This window comes from Paraburkholderia phenazinium (assembly GCF_900141745.1).
GTDB lineage: Bacteria > Pseudomonadota > Gammaproteobacteria > Burkholderiales > Burkholderiaceae > Paraburkholderia > Paraburkholderia phenazinium_B.
This window is the reverse complement of sequence record NZ_FSRM01000001.1, coordinates 2,756,477-2,772,087: the sequence shown is the minus strand read 5'-3', so window position 1 is coordinate 2,772,087 and position 15,611 is coordinate 2,756,477. Positions and strand designations below refer to the sequence as shown.

General features: G+C 60.6%; 19 protein-coding genes. 15 read left to right on the top strand and 4 right to left on the bottom strand.

Annotated features, from left to right (window positions below; all coding sequences use genetic code 11):
* The first annotated feature begins 1 nt into the window (after nucleotide 1).
* Both BUS06_RS12580 and BUS06_RS12575 read left to right on the top strand, forming a co-directional pair.
* Entirely contained in the window at nucleotides 2-379 is a 378-nt protein-coding gene (locus BUS06_RS12580) for a hypothetical protein (RefSeq protein WP_074264551.1), read from the top strand.
* A gap of 92 nt (nucleotides 380-471) precedes the next feature.
* Nucleotides 472-1,215: an SDR family NAD(P)-dependent oxidoreductase gene (locus tag BUS06_RS12575; protein WP_074264550.1), complete on the top strand. Its 744-nt coding sequence runs from the start codon at nucleotides 472-474 to the stop codon at nucleotides 1,213-1,215.
* A 76-nt stretch (nucleotides 1,216-1,291) separates the two neighbouring features.
* On the opposite strand, the gene BUS06_RS12570 is transcribed toward BUS06_RS12575, so the two are convergent.
* Nucleotides 1,292-1,933, bottom strand: coding sequence for a response regulator transcription factor (locus BUS06_RS12570; RefSeq protein WP_074264549.1), 642 nt, complete (start codon nucleotides 1,931-1,933; stop codon nucleotides 1,292-1,294).
* 344 nt (nucleotides 1,934-2,277) lie between these two features.
* Between BUS06_RS12570 and hpaC the strand changes: the two genes are divergently transcribed.
* Nucleotides 2,278-2,805, top strand: a complete 528-nt coding sequence (gene hpaC / locus BUS06_RS12565; RefSeq protein WP_074264548.1) for a 4-hydroxyphenylacetate 3-monooxygenase, reductase component — start codon at nucleotides 2,278-2,280, stop codon at nucleotides 2,803-2,805.
* Nucleotides 2,806-2,895: 90 nt separating this feature from the next.
* On the top strand, nucleotides 2,896-3,843 hold the full coding sequence (locus BUS06_RS12560) for an alpha/beta fold hydrolase (RefSeq protein ID WP_074264547.1): 948 nt from the start codon (nucleotides 2,896-2,898) through the stop codon (nucleotides 3,841-3,843).
* Between the two features lie 101 nt (nucleotides 3,844-3,944).
* Here BUS06_RS12560 and BUS06_RS12555 read toward each other — a convergent pair whose 3' ends face one another.
* Nucleotides 3,945-5,186 (bottom strand): NAD(P)/FAD-dependent oxidoreductase, encoded by a 1,242-nt coding sequence (locus tag BUS06_RS12555; RefSeq protein WP_074264546.1) that lies wholly within the window; start codon nucleotides 5,184-5,186, stop codon nucleotides 3,945-3,947.
* Between the two features lie 178 nt (nucleotides 5,187-5,364).
* Complete coding sequence (locus BUS06_RS12550; protein WP_074264545.1) at nucleotides 5,365-5,967, bottom strand: TetR/AcrR family transcriptional regulator; 603 nt, start codon at nucleotides 5,965-5,967, stop codon at nucleotides 5,365-5,367.
* Between the two features lie 178 nt (nucleotides 5,968-6,145).
* On the opposite strand from BUS06_RS12550, the gene BUS06_RS12545 reads away from it, so the two are divergent.
* From BUS06_RS12545 to bufB, 4 genes are all read left to right on the top strand, one after another.
* Entirely contained in the window at nucleotides 6,146-6,697 is a 552-nt protein-coding gene (locus BUS06_RS12545) for a sigma-70 family RNA polymerase sigma factor (RefSeq protein WP_074264544.1), read from the top strand.
* Nucleotides 6,694-7,335, top strand: coding sequence for a DUF1109 domain-containing protein (locus BUS06_RS12540; RefSeq protein WP_074264543.1), 642 nt, complete (start codon nucleotides 6,694-6,696; stop codon nucleotides 7,333-7,335). Before BUS06_RS12545 ends, BUS06_RS12540 begins: the two co-directional genes overlap by 4 nt.
* A 181-nt stretch (nucleotides 7,336-7,516) precedes the next feature.
* Nucleotides 7,517-7,828: a BufA1 family periplasmic bufferin-type metallophore gene (locus tag BUS06_RS12535; protein ID WP_074264537.1), complete on the top strand. Its 312-nt coding sequence runs from the start codon at nucleotides 7,517-7,519 to the stop codon at nucleotides 7,826-7,828.
* Between the two features lie 41 nt (nucleotides 7,829-7,869).
* Nucleotides 7,870-8,799, top strand: coding sequence for an MNIO family bufferin maturase (bufB, locus tag BUS06_RS12530; RefSeq protein ID WP_083611409.1), 930 nt, complete (start codon nucleotides 7,870-7,872; stop codon nucleotides 8,797-8,799).
* A 25-nt stretch (nucleotides 8,800-8,824) separates the two neighbouring features.
* Here bufB and BUS06_RS12525 read toward each other — a convergent pair whose 3' ends face one another.
* A complete protein-coding gene (locus tag BUS06_RS12525; protein WP_074264542.1) occupies nucleotides 8,825-9,748 on the bottom strand; it encodes a LysR family transcriptional regulator in 924 nt (307 codons plus the stop codon).
* Nucleotides 9,749-9,960: 212 nt separating this feature from the next.
* On the opposite strand from BUS06_RS12525, the gene BUS06_RS12520 reads away from it, so the two are divergent.
* The 7 genes from BUS06_RS12520 (at nucleotide 9,961) to BUS06_RS12490 (ending at nucleotide 15,579) form a co-directional block, all read left to right on the top strand.
* Nucleotides 9,961-11,319, top strand: a complete 1,359-nt coding sequence (locus BUS06_RS12520) for an SRPBCC family protein (protein ID WP_074264541.1) — start codon at nucleotides 9,961-9,963, stop codon at nucleotides 11,317-11,319.
* Nucleotides 11,316-11,804, top strand: coding sequence for a benzoate 1,2-dioxygenase small subunit (gene benB, locus BUS06_RS12515; protein WP_074264540.1), 489 nt, complete (start codon nucleotides 11,316-11,318; stop codon nucleotides 11,802-11,804). Before BUS06_RS12520 ends, benB begins: the two co-directional genes overlap by 4 nt.
* A gap of 40 nt (nucleotides 11,805-11,844) precedes the next feature.
* Nucleotides 11,845-12,867: a benzoate 1,2-dioxygenase electron transfer component BenC gene (gene benC / locus BUS06_RS12510; RefSeq protein WP_074264539.1), complete on the top strand. Its 1,023-nt coding sequence runs from the start codon at nucleotides 11,845-11,847 to the stop codon at nucleotides 12,865-12,867.
* The gene (gene benD, locus BUS06_RS12505; protein ID WP_074264538.1) at nucleotides 12,864-13,640 is read left to right on the top strand and encodes a benzoate diol dehydrogenase BenD; all 777 of its coding nucleotides are present in this window, start codon (nucleotides 12,864-12,866) and stop codon (nucleotides 13,638-13,640) included. Before benC ends, benD begins: the two co-directional genes overlap by 4 nt.
* Nucleotides 13,641-13,846: 206 nt before the next feature.
* Nucleotides 13,847-14,158, top strand: coding sequence for a BufA1 family periplasmic bufferin-type metallophore (locus BUS06_RS12500; protein ID WP_074264537.1), 312 nt, complete (start codon nucleotides 13,847-13,849; stop codon nucleotides 14,156-14,158).
* Between the two features lie 129 nt (nucleotides 14,159-14,287).
* Nucleotides 14,288-15,067, top strand: a complete 780-nt coding sequence (locus BUS06_RS12495) for an HvfC/BufC N-terminal domain-containing protein (RefSeq protein WP_074264536.1) — start codon at nucleotides 14,288-14,290, stop codon at nucleotides 15,065-15,067.
* A gap of 68 nt (nucleotides 15,068-15,135) precedes the next feature.
* Nucleotides 15,136-15,579 (top strand): DoxX family protein, encoded by a 444-nt coding sequence (locus BUS06_RS12490; RefSeq protein WP_429287161.1) that lies wholly within the window; start codon nucleotides 15,136-15,138, stop codon nucleotides 15,577-15,579.
* Nucleotides 15,580-15,611 lie beyond the last annotated feature (32 nt).

Sequence of the window (15,611 nt, the reverse complement as noted above, 5' to 3'; positions counted from 1 at the left end):
GATGTCGGACAGTCAATTGCTGCCGCTGCGTGTGCTGTTTTGTTGCGGCGTCACGCAAAATTTCTTCGATCTGCCGCGCGAAAAAATCGGTGAGGTCTGGCAGGCCTACGGAAAAATGCTGGCCGCTGTCGAAGCGATGGAAGGCGTCAAGGTGCTCGGCATCATGGATGACGATCGCCTGACGGTCGGCAACGCGGAGAACGCACCGTGGACCTTCTACATCATGGCCGACGTCGCCGACTTCGATACTGCCGTCGCGGTATGCAACCTGTACCGCACGACACCGGTCGGCGAATACAACCTGTGGCGCTACGGCAAAATCGAGGCGCGGGTTGGACGTGCGCTGGCCGTGCCACCGGTTGCCGTGGCTGCCCCGTAAGCCGAGGCCTACGCAATGAAGCGGCATCGTAGTTGCTGTCAACGTGCACGCGTCCCGTACGTTGTGCAGCGCCTTTTCCTGGAGCTGGAAAAATGTCGACCAGAGTAGTCCTTGTCACCGGCGCGGCCGGCGGTCTCGGTGCCGTCATCGCCGCCCGCTTTCATGCCGCGGGCTATCGTGTTGCGATCGGCGACATTGCACACGACGCCGCTCAAGCCCTCGCGCGCGATCTCAGCGCCGACGGCTCGAGCGCCTGTGCACTCGAACTGGACGTCACGTCGAAAGCGGCGTTCGAGGCTGCTCGCGACGCCTTGATAGACCGTTGGGGACGCATCGATGTGCTCGTGAACAACGCGGGTGTCTCGAAGGTCGTCCCCGTGATGGACATCAGCGCCGAGCAGTTCGATCAGGTTATTAACGTTAATCTGCGTAGTGTGCTGTTCGGCTGCCAGGTATTCGGCGCACACTTCGCCAACGTCGGCGCGGGGCGTATCGTGAATGTCGCATCGCTTGCCGGACAGAATGGCGGCTCGGCCACAGGCGCCCACTATGCTGCGGCCAAGGGCGGCGTGCTGACACTCACCAAGGTCTTCGCACGCGACCTCGCCGCAGCCGGGGTCACCGTCAACGCGATCTCGCCGGGCCCAATGGACCTGCCCATCGTGCACCAGAGCGTACCGGCCGACAAACTGGCCGCCGTGATCGGCAATATTCCGGTGGGCAAGCTGGGATCGGCAGATTACGTCGCGGATATCGCAGCGCTGCTCGCGGCCGAAAACGCGTACTTCGCCAACGGCGCGTGCTGGGATGTCAACGGTGGCCTGTTCATGCGATAGACGGGCCTTCCGATGCGGTGTGGCGTGGTGTGGTGTGGTGTGGCGTCGCAGCGCCATAAAACGCCGACGGGCGCGCTCAGCGTTGCTTATCGTCGGCCGGCGCGTCCTGATCCCAGACGGCCATCACATCGCGCACCAGTTGCGCGATCGATGGCGCGCCAACCTTGTCCTTGATGCTTGCGCGGTGCACGTCGACCGTTTTTACGCTAATCGAAAGATCGGCGGCAATGCGCTTGCTGCCTTTCCCTTCGACTACACCACGCAACACCTCCTTCTCGCGAGCAGTCAGTGAGTCGATCCGCCGACGTAACTCGCGGTGTTTCTGGCTTGCATCGTGACGCTGCGTAGCGAGCTTCAATGCACGCTGTACGCGGTCGAGCATCTGCTGGGAGTTGTACGGTTTCTCGACAAAATCGATTGCGCCGTTTTGCAGCGCGCGCACCGACATCGGAATGTCGCCATGCCCACTAACAAAAATGATGGGCAGCGTTGCGCCCTGTCGCTGCAGTTCTGCCTGCACGTCAAAACCGCTAGCCTGCGGCATGCGTACATCGAGCACCAGACAGGCGGCTACTCGCGAATCGAAGTCGCGCAGAAACTCGGCAGGATTGGCGAACCCGACGGAGCGGATACCCACCGACTCCAGAAGCCATGACAGCGATGTGCGCATACCGTTGTCGTCATCGACGATGTACACGATTGGGGTCGGCGAAGTCATTGGCTGGCTCAACGGTTGGAAGGAAAAGCAGAACACCAGAAAAACACTCGCGCCACGTTTGACGCTATTCAATGATAACCAGCGAAAAAAGAGCATGACAGAAATATTCGCGGATCTCTTTGCGCCCGGTGTTCAGGTTGTGCGTCGCACAAGCTTATCCGCTGCACCTCAGATTGCCACCTGGTAAAAGCTTTAGAACACTTAGGGAAGACAGCGAGCGGGATGTCACTCTCACGCATTTTTTTCCGTTCGTGCATCACGTACGCTTGCTGCACTGATGATTAGTTGACCCATACAGTACGCACGGTCCACTCCGTTTCAATCTGCTCGCACGAAGGCTGCTCATGCTGCAAACCGATTTGCCAAACCAGGACGCCGACGCCCGCAAACAGTTTCGTCAGGCCATGGCCCACCTTAGCGCGGCCGTCAATGTGATTACAACTGCCGGCGCGCTCGGACGTTGTGGCATTACGGCGAGCGCCGTGTGCTCCGTGACCGATACGCCGCCCACAATGCTCGTTTGCCTGAACCGTTCGAGCGCGATGCATGCGACTTTCGAAGGCAACGGCAAGGTCTGCGTCAACGTGCTGCCGGCCGAGCATGAGATGCTCGCCAAGCACTTTGCAGGTCAAACGCAGGTGCCGATGGAAGAACGTTTCGGCTGGCCGATCTGGGACGATGGCCTGGCGGGTGTGCCCGTGTTGCGCGACGCGCTCGCGAGCATCCAGGGAAGAATTGTCGAACTGAAAGAGGTCGGCTCGCACTCGGTCATGTTTGTTGAAGCCACCCGGATCTGCGTGCGCGACGACGGAGACGGACTGATCTACTTCGACCGGAGTTTCCACCGCATCAGGCGAGCGCAAGCGGCCTGAGCGGCTTGTCCCCGCCTGACGGTTCGTCTGCCCTTCGCCCTCCCCTAACCGGCTGCTGCCGCAGCCCGCGACATGCACGGAGTAGTTTCAATGCTTGAGTTCACCAGCGTACTAACAAACGACAATGTTCGGTTGAATGTGGTTCAGAGCGGAAACCCGCGCGGGTCAGCCATTGTGTTCATCCACGGCATCTCGCAGTCGTGGATGTCGTGGATCGCCCAGTTGACCGACCCCTCGCTGCGCGCGAAGTACAGGATGGTGGCGTTCGATCTGCGTGGTCACGGGACGTCACAGGGTTCTTACGCGGCGGTGGACGGCGTAAGTGCCCGGCCCGGGGCGCAGATCGATACAGCACACGGCGACGGGCAGCCTGGGAACGCGACTGCGCTGGCAGCGGCCGATCTGCATGCGGTAATCGACGGCCTGGGCCTGAGCGCGCCAACGGTGATTGGCTGGTCCTACGGCGGAACCGTGCTGCAAGACTACATTGCCGCACAAGGTGGGCTGGCTGGCATCGGCAAGGCCGTCCTGCTGGCAACCTCCCCCGTCGTCCTCGCGCCGGGGAATGCCGATGGGGGCGCCGATACCGTGTTTAGCGCCGGCGCCATCACGACGCTGTTGAAAACGACACCGATCAATCCCTATACGGGGGAACTCAACAGTCATACTGACATTGCAGCAGGACTGACCGGCTTCGTCGAACTGTGCTACCAGGACGAGCTATCGCGAGCGGCGCCAGGCGAGGCACAGGTACAAGGTGTCACGGGGTTCAATCTGTTCACTCCCGCGGCAGTACGGCTCGCCATTATTGGCCGCGTGTTCGACCACCGCCCGACGCTTGCAGCCCTGAGCGCAGGCGACAAAGCCCGCATCCGGATCGTTTCGCCACAAGGCGATAAGGTGCTGCAGGCCGCCCGTATCGATCACTACTGGCAGGAAACTGGACTTGCGCTCGACGCTGTGGCTGGCGAGGGTCATCTTTTCCATTGCCGTAATGCTCAGACGTTCAATACCATGGTGGCTTCCTGGGCTGGTTAGCGTTGCTAACTATTTGCGATGCACTTCCGGACCAGGCTCCGCCATGTCGCCAGGAGAAAGGCAACTCACCCTCATTCCTGGGTCGGTCGCCTCTATGTCGCCTACCGGAATCGCTCGGGACGAAACGGATAGGGATCGGCAACAGGCGTTGCGCCAGTCATCATTTCCGCCAGCAGGCGGCCTGACACGGGGCCGAGTGTCAACCCGTGATGGTTGTGGCCAAACGAGAACCAGAGCCCGCGATGACGAGGTGCAGCTCCGATAACCGGCCGCATATCCGGCGTACAGGGACGCAGGCCAAGCCAGGGCGCGTTGTCCAGCCGCTGGCCGAGGCCGAAGATGGGTCGGGCAATTTGCTCCGCCCGACCCAGTTGAATGCCCGTCGGCGCCGCCTCACGTCGGGCGATCTCCACGCCGGTCGTCAACCGCAGGCGTCCTTGCATGGGCGCGATCACGTAGCCTTTCTCCGTGTCGACAAGCGGCACGGAGAGCATCGCCCGGGTGGGCTCGTAATGCATGTGATAACCGCGCTTCGCCCGCAGCGGTATGCGATAACCGAGCGGTGCGAAAATCTTGTCGGACCATGGTCCGAGGGCTACTACAACCTCCCTGGCGCTGACCATGCCTTGCGATGTCTGCACGGTCCATGCGTCGGCCTGCTGGCGCAGCGTGGTCGCCTCGCCGGTCAAAAGCTGGCCGCCACCTTCCTCGAACAGTCGCGCGTAGCCCTTCGTCAACGCGCCGGGGTTGGCAACGCTCGCCGGATCTTGCCAATGCAACGCGCCACTGAATCCCGGTGCGAGACCGCATTCGCGCGCCTGGAGTGCGGCGGCATCGAGCGGCGTCACGCGCAATCCATGGGTACGCGCTTTCGCTTCGGCTACTGCGGATTGCCGTTCAAATTCTGCCTCCGTACGGAATGCCTCGAGCCAGCCGCCGTGATGCACGAGGCTGGCAAGGCCTGCGCGTGCGATCAACGCATCGTGTTCGACGACGCTTCGCCGGATCAACGGAAACATGTCACGCGCAGCAGCTTCGAGGCGGCTCGGGGACGACTCCCACCAGAAGCGCGCGAGCCACGACGCAAACGTCGGCAGCGCCTTGTAGTCCCAGTAAAGGTCCGTCGATTGATTGCGCAGATAGCGCAGCAGCGTAGCGGGATGGCGTGGAAAGGCGTACGGGACCACAGACGAACTTTCGATCAGCCCGGCATTGCCGAAGCTGGTCTCCTCACCCGGGCCGCGCCGGTCGACGAGTGCCACGCGGCGTCCGCGATCCTGCAGATGCAGCGCGCTCGACACGCCAACCATTCCGGCTCCCAGCACGATCACATCGAAATCCATACGCCCGCTCCAATGCCATGCCACTCATTACTTCGCGATGATGTCGCGCTTGTGCGTCAACGACAACATCTCCGTGTTCGAGGACATGAAGCATCTCATCGATCGCGCGGTTTCAGGCGCCGGAGTGCTGCCAACTACGTTGCCAACGTTCCTGGCATGGAACGGCGATCCGCCCCGCTCATTGACGGCTCGCCGCTCCAACCTCGAGCAGCGCCAGCGCCGGCCGCACGACTCCCTCCAGCAGCGCACGGTCCGGCCTGGTCCGGGCAAGCACCCGTATGCCGAGATGAACGCCCAGCAGCAACCGCGCAAGATCGTCGGCGGACTGTGCAGTCGAAATCTCGCCGGCCTGCTGGCCGGCGTGCACACAGCGCCGGAAAAACGCTTCTACGGCCACCAGCACGTTGGCGATCGTCGCCTGAAAGCCCGCGTCGTGTGGCGCGACCTCGAGCGCCGAATTCACCAGCAGGCATCCCTTACGATCCCTGTCGCTAACCGAGCGTTCGACAATCTCCCGAAAGAACGCCCTGATGGCATCGAGCGGCGGCAGGTTGACCTCGAATCTCGACACCCGGTCGCCGAAGCTTCTTGCAATGTAGTGTGTCAACGCCCGCTCGAACAACGAGCGTTTGTCCCCAAACGCGTTGTAAAGACTTGCCCCCGTTATTCCCATGCACTGAGCGAGATCCCGCACAGTAGTCGCCTCGTAGCCATAGACCCAGAACTGGTGGGCGGCGGCATCGAGGACCTCATTTTCATCGAATTCCCGTGGTCGAACCATGCTCCCTCCAGCCATCGTGTCGCGTCTCGCCGGTCGCGATTGCAACGTCACATACATTGCGATATTCTAAATCATCCGATCTAAAATAACCTGATGTGATGGCAAAGCTCCTTTGCCATCACACCACAGCCATCACGCATCCATCTGGCGGCCTGAGAACGCAAGGCACAGGAACATCATGACCGTGTACTCCGCAGAGGAGCGTCTGAGAACATTGTTTGTCGCGGGCCTTGCAGGCGACGCATCGCAGTACCGCGCATTCCTGTCCGAACTGACGCGTCACCTGCGAGGCTTTCTTCGCAAGCGGATTCCGCAACTTCACGACGACGTCGAGGATCTCGTCCAGGAAATCCTGCTAGCCGTGCATAATGCACGTCATACGTACCGTCCGGATGAGCCGCTGACCGCGTGGGTCCACGCGATCGCGCGTTATAAACTTATGGATTTCTTCAGAACGCGTGCGCGACGGGAGTCGTTGCACACGCCCCTTGACGAGCACGATGACATTTTCGCCGAGGTCGACGACGAACCGGCCAACGCCCGCCGCGATATCGGGAAACTGCTGGACCACCTGCCGGACAAGCAGCGGCTCTCGATCGTGCACGTCAAGCTGCAAGGACTTTCGGTTGCGGAGGCCTCCCGGTTGACGGGGCTATCGGAGTCGGCCGTCAAGGTCAGCATCCACAGGGGGCTCAAGGCTCTGGCCACATACGTCCGGAGAATCGCATGAGAACGGATGATCTCGTCGGACTGCTCTCGACCGGCATCACGCCCGTAAAACGTGGCACTGCGGGCCGTCGGTTCGGCATCGCCCTGCCGCTCGCCGCTATTGGCGCGACGCTATTGATGGCTACGGTATTTGGCATTCGCCCCGATCTGGGCGCCATCGTCAAAACCGCGATCTTCTGGGAAAAGCTCGCGTTCCCGCTATGCATCGCAATCGGCGCCCTGGTTGCGACCGTGCGGCTGGCACGCCCCGGCGCCAGGATTGGAGCCGGATGGCCTGTCATGGTGACGCCGGTGGTCATCGTCTGGATTGCCGCAATGGTGGTCGTCGTCAGTGCCGCGCCGCAATACCGCTTGCCGGCGATACTCGGGCAGACCTGGCGCACCTGCCCATTCAATATCCTCCTGCTGTCCGTTCCGGGTTTCATCGCCATCTTCTGGGCGGTCAAGGGACTGGCTCCTACCCGGCTACGATTGGCTGCCGCCATCTCTGGCCTGCTGGCGAGCTCGACCGCCACGGTCGCGTACTGCTTTCATTGCCCCGAGATGAGCCCCGCGTTCTGGAGCGTCTGGTACGTGGCCGGCATGCTGCTTCCAGTCGCGCTCGGGGCCGTTCTGGGCCCCAAACTGCTTCGGTGGTAGGCGACGGTAATCGACACCGGGAATGCTCTGCCGGCTCGTTGATCGGGCCGCCTGCTTTCGTCGCACCGTAGCGCCGAATGCAAAAAAATAAATTTTCCCTGTAACCGGACATCTCCAGATCACGAATTAGATGACGTATCCAGCACGGGTACTCCTCTATTTCAACTTCTGGAGAATTTCCATGTCCGCCAAAGCCACTGTCAGCTCCACCCTGCTCGCCGGCGTCGTCGCAAGCCTGCTCGCTTCGGCCGCCCATGCAGCACCGCTCACCAGTGCGGAAGCTAGTGCCGCTGTCGCCGCTCACAAGGAAAAGTGCTACGGCGTCGCCCTGAAAGGTCAGAACGACTGCGCCGCCGGTCCCGGCACCACCTGTCAGGGTACGTCCGCGATGGATTTCCAGGGCAACTCATGGAAGTTCGTTCAGGGCGGCACCTGCACGAATATCCAGGTGCCCGGTGGCGGCCACGGCTCGCTGACTCCGCTGAAGTCCTGATCCTCCCGACCGCAAAAGCCAGCACAGGACAGGAGGCGGCCATGACCGATTTCACCCGAACGACGCATCTCGGACCCGACGGGCGCGGCCGTCCTCCTCATGCACCGGCCGCCGTGCAGCACCTTGTCGGTACCAGTTTCAAGCACGAACATCTTGCCGATATTTTCGCGGACGGACTGAAAGACGGCTTCTTCGAAGTCCACGCAGAAAACTATATGGGGGCTGGCGGTCCGCCGCATCGGCTGCTTGCTGCGATCCGCGAGCACTATCCGCTCTCGATCCACGGTGTGTGCATGTCGATCGGCGGCCCTGGCGCGCTGGATGCGGCTCATCTCGCGCGCTTTCGCGATCTGGTTGTACGCTACGAACCCGCGCTGGTGTCAGAGCACCTCGCATGGTCCTCACATGGCGGCCAGTTTTTTAACGACCTGCTGCCTTTGCCGTACGCAAAAGAAACGCTCGAGCACGTGTGCGAACACATCGAGCAGGTGCAGAACGCGATCAAACGCCCCATCCTTCTTGAGAATCCGTCGACCTATGTCGCTTTCGCGTCGTCGACGATGAGCGAAACCGACTTCATCCGCAGCGTCGTTCAACGCACCGGTTGCGGCTTGCTGTTGGACATCAATAACGTTTTTGTCTCGGCAACCAATCACGGCTTTTCAGCCGCGGCGTATCTCGACGAATTGCCGTTTGATCAGGTGGGCGAAATACATCTGGCCGGACATAGCGAGCAACGCGACGACGAAAACGAACTGCTGCTGATAGATAGCCACGACCGCGCTATTTCTGAGCCCGTCTGGAATCTGTATAGGGATGTCGTATCGCGTACTGGACCAAGGCCGACGCTGATCGAATGGGACAGCAACCTTCCTGCCTGGCCCGTGTTGCGAGATCAGGCCATGACCGTCCGGCAGATCATCGTCGAACACGAGACGTCACTCGCGGAAGCGCCTTGCCATGGAGGTTGAAAATCGTCGGTGCCTCTCGTACGCGTTACCGCCCCCAGTCGGTACGCGGTACATGGGGTATCTGTTGTTCCTCGTACAGCCGGTAGACAAGCTCAAGCATTTCCCGAATGTCGCGCGACTCGTCCAGCGCACGCATGCTCATTATGATTGGTGATACAAGCGTGGGGTCGTCCAGTTCCTTGTAGCTCACGTCGTCACGCTTGAGGCCATATACGCTGCTGGGAACGACAGCAATTCCTTCCCCCGCGGCTACGAGACCCAGTGCAATCTGTAGCTCCCGTACTTCGTATATCCGGCGCGGCTTGAGCGCACGGTCGTGGAAGGCCGAAAGCACCTGGTCTGCATAGCTGGGTCGCGGCGCCTTGGGGAAAATAATCAGCGTCTCGTTGACCAGATCTCCAAGCGCGAGGGCTGGCTTGACGAGAGAAAGTGGATGCCCCTCGGGCAGCGCCACAATCATCTTCTCCTCACGAAGAATCACCCGGCGGATATTCGCATCCTCATGACGGATACGCCCAAATCCGATATCGATTACGCCGTCTTTCAGCGCTCTGAACTGGTCCATCGTCGACATCTCGTGCAGACTGAGTTCGACGGTCGTGTTCTCGTCGCGGAAGCGCCGGATGATTTTCGGCAGCATTCCATACAACGTCGAACCCACAAAACCGACCGAAAGGCTGCGCTCGATGTTGCCCACGCGCCTCGTCATGGATTCCAGTTCGGCTGTCTGAGCCAGCACCTGCACCGCGTGGGAATAGAAGAACTTGCCCGTCTCCGTCAGCTTCAGCGGACGCGAGTTGCGCTCGAATAGCTGCACGCCAAGGATCTCTTCCAGTTGTTGTATCTGACGACTCAATGGTGGCTGGGCGATATGCAGCCGCTGCGCCGCACGCGTGAAATTGCGCTCCTCGGCAACGGCCACGAAATAGCGAAGGTGTCGCAACTCCATCTCTATACCTCCAGGATATAGCCCGATACCCAATCAGTGTTGGACGGTGCCTTTTGGCGTCCATTATTCTGCATTCACAGCGCGTTTCGGAACCCGATTATACCTTTCAGGCATTCTGGGTCACCTTGCATCAAGGGTTAACCCGGCAAAAAACATTCAGAGCAAGGACAACCAGATTGTCCTTCGCCTGGAGCACGCATAGAGGAGCACACATGTCAGCCATCATCGACAAAGCCAGACAGCTGGATGAGCTGCTGCACACCGCTGTTCAGGAGGACAAAGGAAGTGGCGTATTCCGTTGCCGGCGCGACATCTTCACCAACGCCGATCTGTTCGAGCTCGAGATGAAACACATCTTCGAGAACAATTGGGTGTACCTGGCGCACGAAAGCCAGATTCCCAACCACAACGATTACTACACCACGTGGATTGGCCGTCAGCCCGTGGTTGTCACTCGCGACAAGAGCGGTGAACTGCACGCCGTCATCAACGCCTGCGCGCACAAGGGTGCGATGCTGTGCAGACGAAAGCACGGCAATAAAGGCAGCTTCACCTGTCCGTTCCACGGCTGGAGTTTCTCCAATACAGGCAAGCTGCTGAAGGTGAAGGATGCGAAGACCACCGAATATCCGGTGCAATTCAATACCAATGGCTCGCATGACCTGAAAAAAGTCACTCGTTTTCAGAACTATCGCGGCTTCCTTTTCGGCAGCCTTAACGCGGACGTTTTGCCGCTGGAGGACTACCTCGGAGAGGCCAGGATCATCATCGACCAGATCGTCGACCAGGCGCCAGACGGACTCGAAGTACTGCGCGGCAACTCCTCGTACATCTACGACGGTAACTGGAAGATGCAAATGGAGAACGGCTGTGACGGCTACCACGTCAGCACGGTGCACTGGAACTACGCCGCGACGATGGACCGGCGCAAGGTCGATGGAACCAAGGCAGTGGATGCGAACGGCTGGAGCAAATCGGTAGCGGGCGTGTACGGGTTCGAACACGGCCACATCCTGCTGTGGACCAACACGATGAATCCCGAAGTGCGCCCCGTCTACCAGCATCGCGAAGAAATCGCGGCGCGCATCGGTGAAGCGAAGGCGAAATTCATCGTCGGCCAGACCCGGAACCTGTGCCTGTATCCGAACGTGTTTCTGATGGACCAGTTCAGTACACAGATTCGCGTAGTGCGCCCGCTCGCCGTGGACAAGACCGAAGTCACCATCTTCTGTTTTGCGCCGAAGGGTGAAAGTGCTGCCGAACGCGCTACGCGGATCCGTCAGTACGAGGACTTCTTCAACGTCACGGGAATGGGCACCGCAGATGACCTCGAAGAATTTCGCGCGTGCCAGGCCGGTTATGCCGGGACCGCTGCGTTGTGGAACGACCTTTCGCGCGGCGCGCCGTTGTGGGTCGACGGCCCGGACGAGAATGCCCGGAGCATGGGTCTCAAGCCGCTTGTTTCAGGCGAGCGTAGTGAGGACGAGGGGCTCTTTGTGTGCCAGCACGAATACTGGGTGCAAGCGATGAACCAGGCACTGAAGAAGGAGCAAGAGGAGGCGCTGACATGAATTTCGACTACCAGACAATCTGCGCCACCCTGTACCGTGAAGCGCGTCTGCTCGATGACCGTCAGTGGGACGAGTGGCTGGCCTGCTACGCGGAGGACGTTTCCTACTGGATGCCGGCATGGGACGACGACGACCAGCTTACCGATGACCACGAGAGCCAGATCTCACTGATGTATTACCCGGATCGGGGTGGCCTTGAAGACCGCGTGTTCCGCATCAAGACCGAGCGCAGCGGTGCATCGATGCCTGAACCGCGCACCAGCCACAGCGTGACGAATGTGGAAGTGATGGCCGAACGCGGCAATGAAGTCGATGTGCGCTACAACTTCAACACGCTCAATCACCGCTACAAAACTACCGACCATTTTTTCGGCACGATGTTCATCACCTTGCGAAAGGCCAATGACGACCTGCTGATTTCCAGCAAGAGAATCGTGCTGAAAAACGACTACATCCGCCAGGTGCTCGACATCTATCACGTTTGATATGGCATGTCAGGACGGGGTGGGAAATGAAGGAGACAACATGTCCAGCTACAACATTGCCCTGAATTTCGAGGACGGCGTGACCCGTTTCGTGGAATGCAATGCCGGCGAAAAGGTGCTCGATGCGGCCTTTCGCGCGAGGATCAACCTGCCGATGGATTGCTCCGATGGCGTGTGCGGCACCTGCAAGTGCCGCGCCGAAAGCGGCCAATACGATCTGGGCGACGATTATATCGAGGACGCCCTGAGCGACGACGAGAAGAACAGCGGTCTCGTCCTCACCTGCCAGATGGTGCCGCAAGGCGACTGCGTGATTGCGGTACCAGCATCGTCCCATGCCTGCAAGACCGGGCAGAGCCGGTTCGCCGCGACGGTATCGAAGGTCGAGCAGCACAACGATGCTGCCGTCGTTCTCGAACTCGAGGTGGAGGCAACGGCACCGGCATTTCTGCCGGGCCAGTACGTCAATATCGATGTTCCCGGCAGCGGCCTCCATCGTTCGTATTCCTTTTCGTCGGCGCCCGGTGAATCAAGAATCAGTTTTCTGATCAAAAAGATCCCCAATGGCGTGATGAGCACCTGGCTCGAATCGGCACAGCCAGGCAACAAGGTGGAGCTGACCGGGCCGCTTGGCAGTTTCTATCTGCGTGCCGTGCAGCGCCCGTTGTTGTTCCTCGCCGGCGGTACGGGCCTGGCGCCGTTTCTGTCGATGCTGGAAGTGCTGGCGCGCGCCGCTACGCAACAGAAGGTTCACCTCATTTATGGCGCGACGCGGGATCTCGACCTGGTGCAGGTCGATGCCATTGAATCGTACCTGGAAAAGTTGCCGAATTTCACCTACAGCACCGTCGTGGCCAGCACGGACTCGGCCCATCCCCGCAAGGGCTGGGTGACGCAGCACATCCCGGCAGAGGCCTTGAACGATGGCGATGTCGACGTCTACCTGTGTGGGCCACCGCCGATGGTCGATGCAGTCCGCAAGTATTTCGACGACAACGGCATGAAGCCCAACAGCTTCTACTACGAGAAGTTCACGCCGAACGCAGCATCGGGGACCCCATGAGCACGCAACGATTTGCCGGCAAGGTCCTGGTGGTCACCGGTGCAGCACAGGGCATTGGTCGCGCTGTGGCACTTCGTGCGGCCGCCGAGGGCGGCAAGGTGCTGTTCGTCGACCGCGCCGACTTCGTCTGCGAAGTGGCCGCCGAAGCGAACGGCGCTGACACGGCGGGATTCGTTGCCGACCTCGAAACGTATGAGGGCGCCGCATCTGCGATGGCTTTTGCGGCGCGGCAGTTTGGCGGCATCGATATTCTGGTCAACGGTGTCGGTGGTGCGATTCGCATGCGTCCGTTCGCCGAGTTCGAACCCGCACAGATTGACGCGGAAATTCGCCGCTCACTCATGCCGACGCTGTACGCCTGCCATGCTGTGCTGCCTCACCTGCTTACGCGCGGTAGCGGAACCATTGTCAATGTTTCATCGAACGCCACGCGGGGTATCCGCCGCGTGCCGTATTCGGCGGCCAAGGGTGGTGTCAACGCGATGACGCAGTCGCTGGCAATGGAATACGCGGAGCACAACATCCGCGTCGTCGCTACTGCGCCTGGCGGGACCGACGCGCCTCCCCGGCGCGTTCCTCGCAATCTGGCCGGCGACAGCGAGCAGGAAAAAGTCTGGATGGGCGATGCGGTGAAGCAGGTTACCGACTCGACCTTTTTGAAGCGCTACGGCAGCATCGACGAACAGGTCGCGCCCATTCTGTTTCTCGCTTCGGACGAGGCGAGCTATATCACCGGTACGGTGCTGCCGGTCGCGGGCGGCGATACAGGCTGACCGACAGGTGCACTTCCGTCTTCTCTAACGGCACCGGGAATGCTCTGCCGGCTCGTTGATCGGGCCGCCTGCTTTCGTCGCACCGTCGCGCCGTAGCGCCGAATGCAAAAAAATAAATTTTCCCTGTAACCGGACACCTCCAGCGCACGAATTAGATGACGTATCCAGCACGGGTACTCCTCTATTTCAACTTCTGGAGAATTTCCATGTCCGCCAAAGCCACTGTCAGCTCCACCCTGCTCGCCGGCGTCGTCGCAAGCCTGCTCGCTTCGGCCGCCCATGCAGCACCGCTCACCAGTGCGGAAGCTAGCGCCGCTGTCGCCGCTCACAAGGAAAAGTGCTACGGCGTCGCCCTGAAAGGTCAGAACGACTGCGCCGCCGGTCCCGGTACCACCTGTCAGGGTACGTCCGCGATGGATTTCCAGGGCAACTCATGGAAGTTCGTTCAGGGCGGCACCTGCACGAATATCCAGGTGCCCGGTGGCGGCCACGGCTCGCTGACTCCGCTGAAGTCCTGATCCTCCAGACCGCAAAAGCCAGCACAGGACAGGAGGCGGCCATGACCGATTTCACCCGAACGACGCATCTCGGACCCGACGGGCGCGGCCGCCCTCCCCTTACGCATGCTACTGCGCAGGAGCTCAGCCATGCAGCCTGAAAACCGTTCGCTCCGGTACGCCGCAGCGTTTGCACCGGGACTGATTGACCCAGCGATCGCGGCGCCTGAAGACCTGGTCGCCGCAGCGGGGAAGCGTGTGGTCAAGCGCTATAACGTCTATCGCAACAACGTGACGGTCAGCCTTATCGATGCACTGGCCGCCGTCTACCCCGCTGTGCAGAGAATTACCGGCGTCGACTTCTTCAGGGCCATGGCCCGTTTCCATATCCGCGCGACGCCTCCCGCTTCGCCGCTACTGTTCGAGTATGGGCGCGACTTTCCTGCGTTCATCGAATCGTACGAATACGCCCGCGAAATGCCGTGGCTTGCAGACACGGCGCGCATCGAGCGCGCGTGGCTGGATGCCTATCACGCGGCCGACCTGCCTGCACTCGCCACCGAGGCGTTCGGCAATATCGAACCCGCGGCGCTGGCCGGGTTGCGTTTCAGGCCGCATCCCGCGGCGCAGATCGTGCGTTCGGTCTATCCCGCTGTCACCATCTTCGCGATGAATCGCACTGAAGGTCCTGTTTCCGCGGTGCATTCGAACGAACCTGAAGATGCGCTCGTGACGCGGCCGGGATACGACGTCATCGTTTCCCGCCTGCCGGCGGGAGGTGCCGCGTTCCTGATCGCCCTTCTCGCGGGCGAGTCACTCGGCGAAGCAGTCGCGTCTGCGTTTGAAGAAGCCCCTTCCTTCGATCTCCATGCCAACCTGGCAGGGATGATCTCGGCGGGCGTATTTTCCGCCGTTCAACTTGGAGATTGACCCAAATGACGTCCGACACCCAACAGGCAAAACCGCCATTTCCAGGTGCGGTGATATCCGCGATTGCCATGGCGAAGAGGTTCATACAACATCTCGCGCAACCGTGGCTCGTGCAGTTCGTGCTTCGGATTGCGCTCGCCGTTCCTTTCTGGAAGTCAGGCATCCTTAAGTGGCACGGCTTCCTGCAACTGAACGACACGGCAATCGACCTGTTCACGCAGGAGTTCCAGTTGCATCTCCCTGGCGGCCCCTATCCGTTTCCCGCCCCTGCGGTTTTTGCGTTCCTGTCGGGCTGCGGCGAGGTAACGTTCCCGGTATTGCTCGTGCTGGGCTTCGGAACCCGGTTCGCCGCCGCCGGCCTGATACTGATGACATGCATCATCGAACTGACCGTCCCGGAAGGCTGGCCGATCCATCTCACGTGGGTGGCCATGGCACTGGCTATTGCCGCCTGGGGACCGGGCCGCATATCCATCGACTATCTGCTGGGTGACAGGTCGTTCAGGCCCTGACCCGAAGTTTTCATCGAATCGTTAGGCTGTTC

Bases quoted from the DNA above. Each gene is read 5' to 3' on its own strand.
- BUS06_RS12500 (WP_074264537.1), top strand. From the start codon at position 13,847: ATGTCCGCCAAAGCCACTGTCAGCTCCACCCTGCTCGCCGGCGTCGTC.
- BUS06_RS12570 (WP_074264549.1), bottom strand. From the start codon at position 1,933: ATGACTTCGCCGACCCCAATCGTGTACATCGTCGATGACGACAACGGT.
- BUS06_RS12545 (WP_074264544.1), top strand. From the start codon at position 6,146: ATGACCGTGTACTCCGCAGAGGAGCGTCTGAGAACATTGTTTGTCGCG.
- benB (WP_074264540.1), top strand. From the start codon at position 11,316: ATGAATTTCGACTACCAGACAATCTGCGCCACCCTGTACCGTGAAGCG.
- benD (WP_074264538.1), top strand. From the start codon at position 12,864: ATGAGCACGCAACGATTTGCCGGCAAGGTCCTGGTGGTCACCGGTGCA.
- BUS06_RS12580 (WP_074264551.1), top strand. From the start codon at position 2: ATGTCGGACAGTCAATTGCTGCCGCTGCGTGTGCTGTTTTGTTGCGGC.
- BUS06_RS12540 (WP_074264543.1), top strand. From the start codon at position 6,694: ATGAGAACGGATGATCTCGTCGGACTGCTCTCGACCGGCATCACGCCC.
- BUS06_RS12535 (WP_074264537.1), top strand. From the start codon at position 7,517: ATGTCCGCCAAAGCCACTGTCAGCTCCACCCTGCTCGCCGGCGTCGTC.
- BUS06_RS12575 (WP_074264550.1), top strand. From the start codon at position 472: ATGTCGACCAGAGTAGTCCTTGTCACCGGCGCGGCCGGCGGTCTCGGT.
- BUS06_RS12555 (WP_074264546.1), bottom strand. From the start codon at position 5,186: ATGGATTTCGATGTGATCGTGCTGGGAGCCGGAATGGTTGGCGTGTCG.
- BUS06_RS12525 (WP_074264542.1), bottom strand. From the start codon at position 9,748: ATGGAGTTGCGACACCTTCGCTATTTCGTGGCCGTTGCCGAGGAGCGC.
- BUS06_RS12520 (WP_074264541.1), top strand. From the start codon at position 9,961: ATGTCAGCCATCATCGACAAAGCCAGACAGCTGGATGAGCTGCTGCAC.
- BUS06_RS12490 (WP_429287161.1), top strand. From the start codon at position 15,136: ATGGCGAAGAGGTTCATACAACATCTCGCGCAACCGTGGCTCGTGCAG.
- BUS06_RS12550 (WP_074264545.1), bottom strand. From the start codon at position 5,967: ATGGTTCGACCACGGGAATTCGATGAAAATGAGGTCCTCGATGCCGCC.
- bufB (WP_083611409.1), top strand. From the start codon at position 7,870: ATGACCGATTTCACCCGAACGACGCATCTCGGACCCGACGGGCGCGGC.
- hpaC (WP_074264548.1), top strand. From the start codon at position 2,278: ATGCTGCAAACCGATTTGCCAAACCAGGACGCCGACGCCCGCAAACAG.
- BUS06_RS12560 (WP_074264547.1), top strand. From the start codon at position 2,896: ATGCTTGAGTTCACCAGCGTACTAACAAACGACAATGTTCGGTTGAAT.
- benC (WP_074264539.1), top strand. From the start codon at position 11,845: ATGTCCAGCTACAACATTGCCCTGAATTTCGAGGACGGCGTGACCCGT.
- BUS06_RS12495 (WP_074264536.1), top strand. From the start codon at position 14,288: ATGCAGCCTGAAAACCGTTCGCTCCGGTACGCCGCAGCGTTTGCACCG.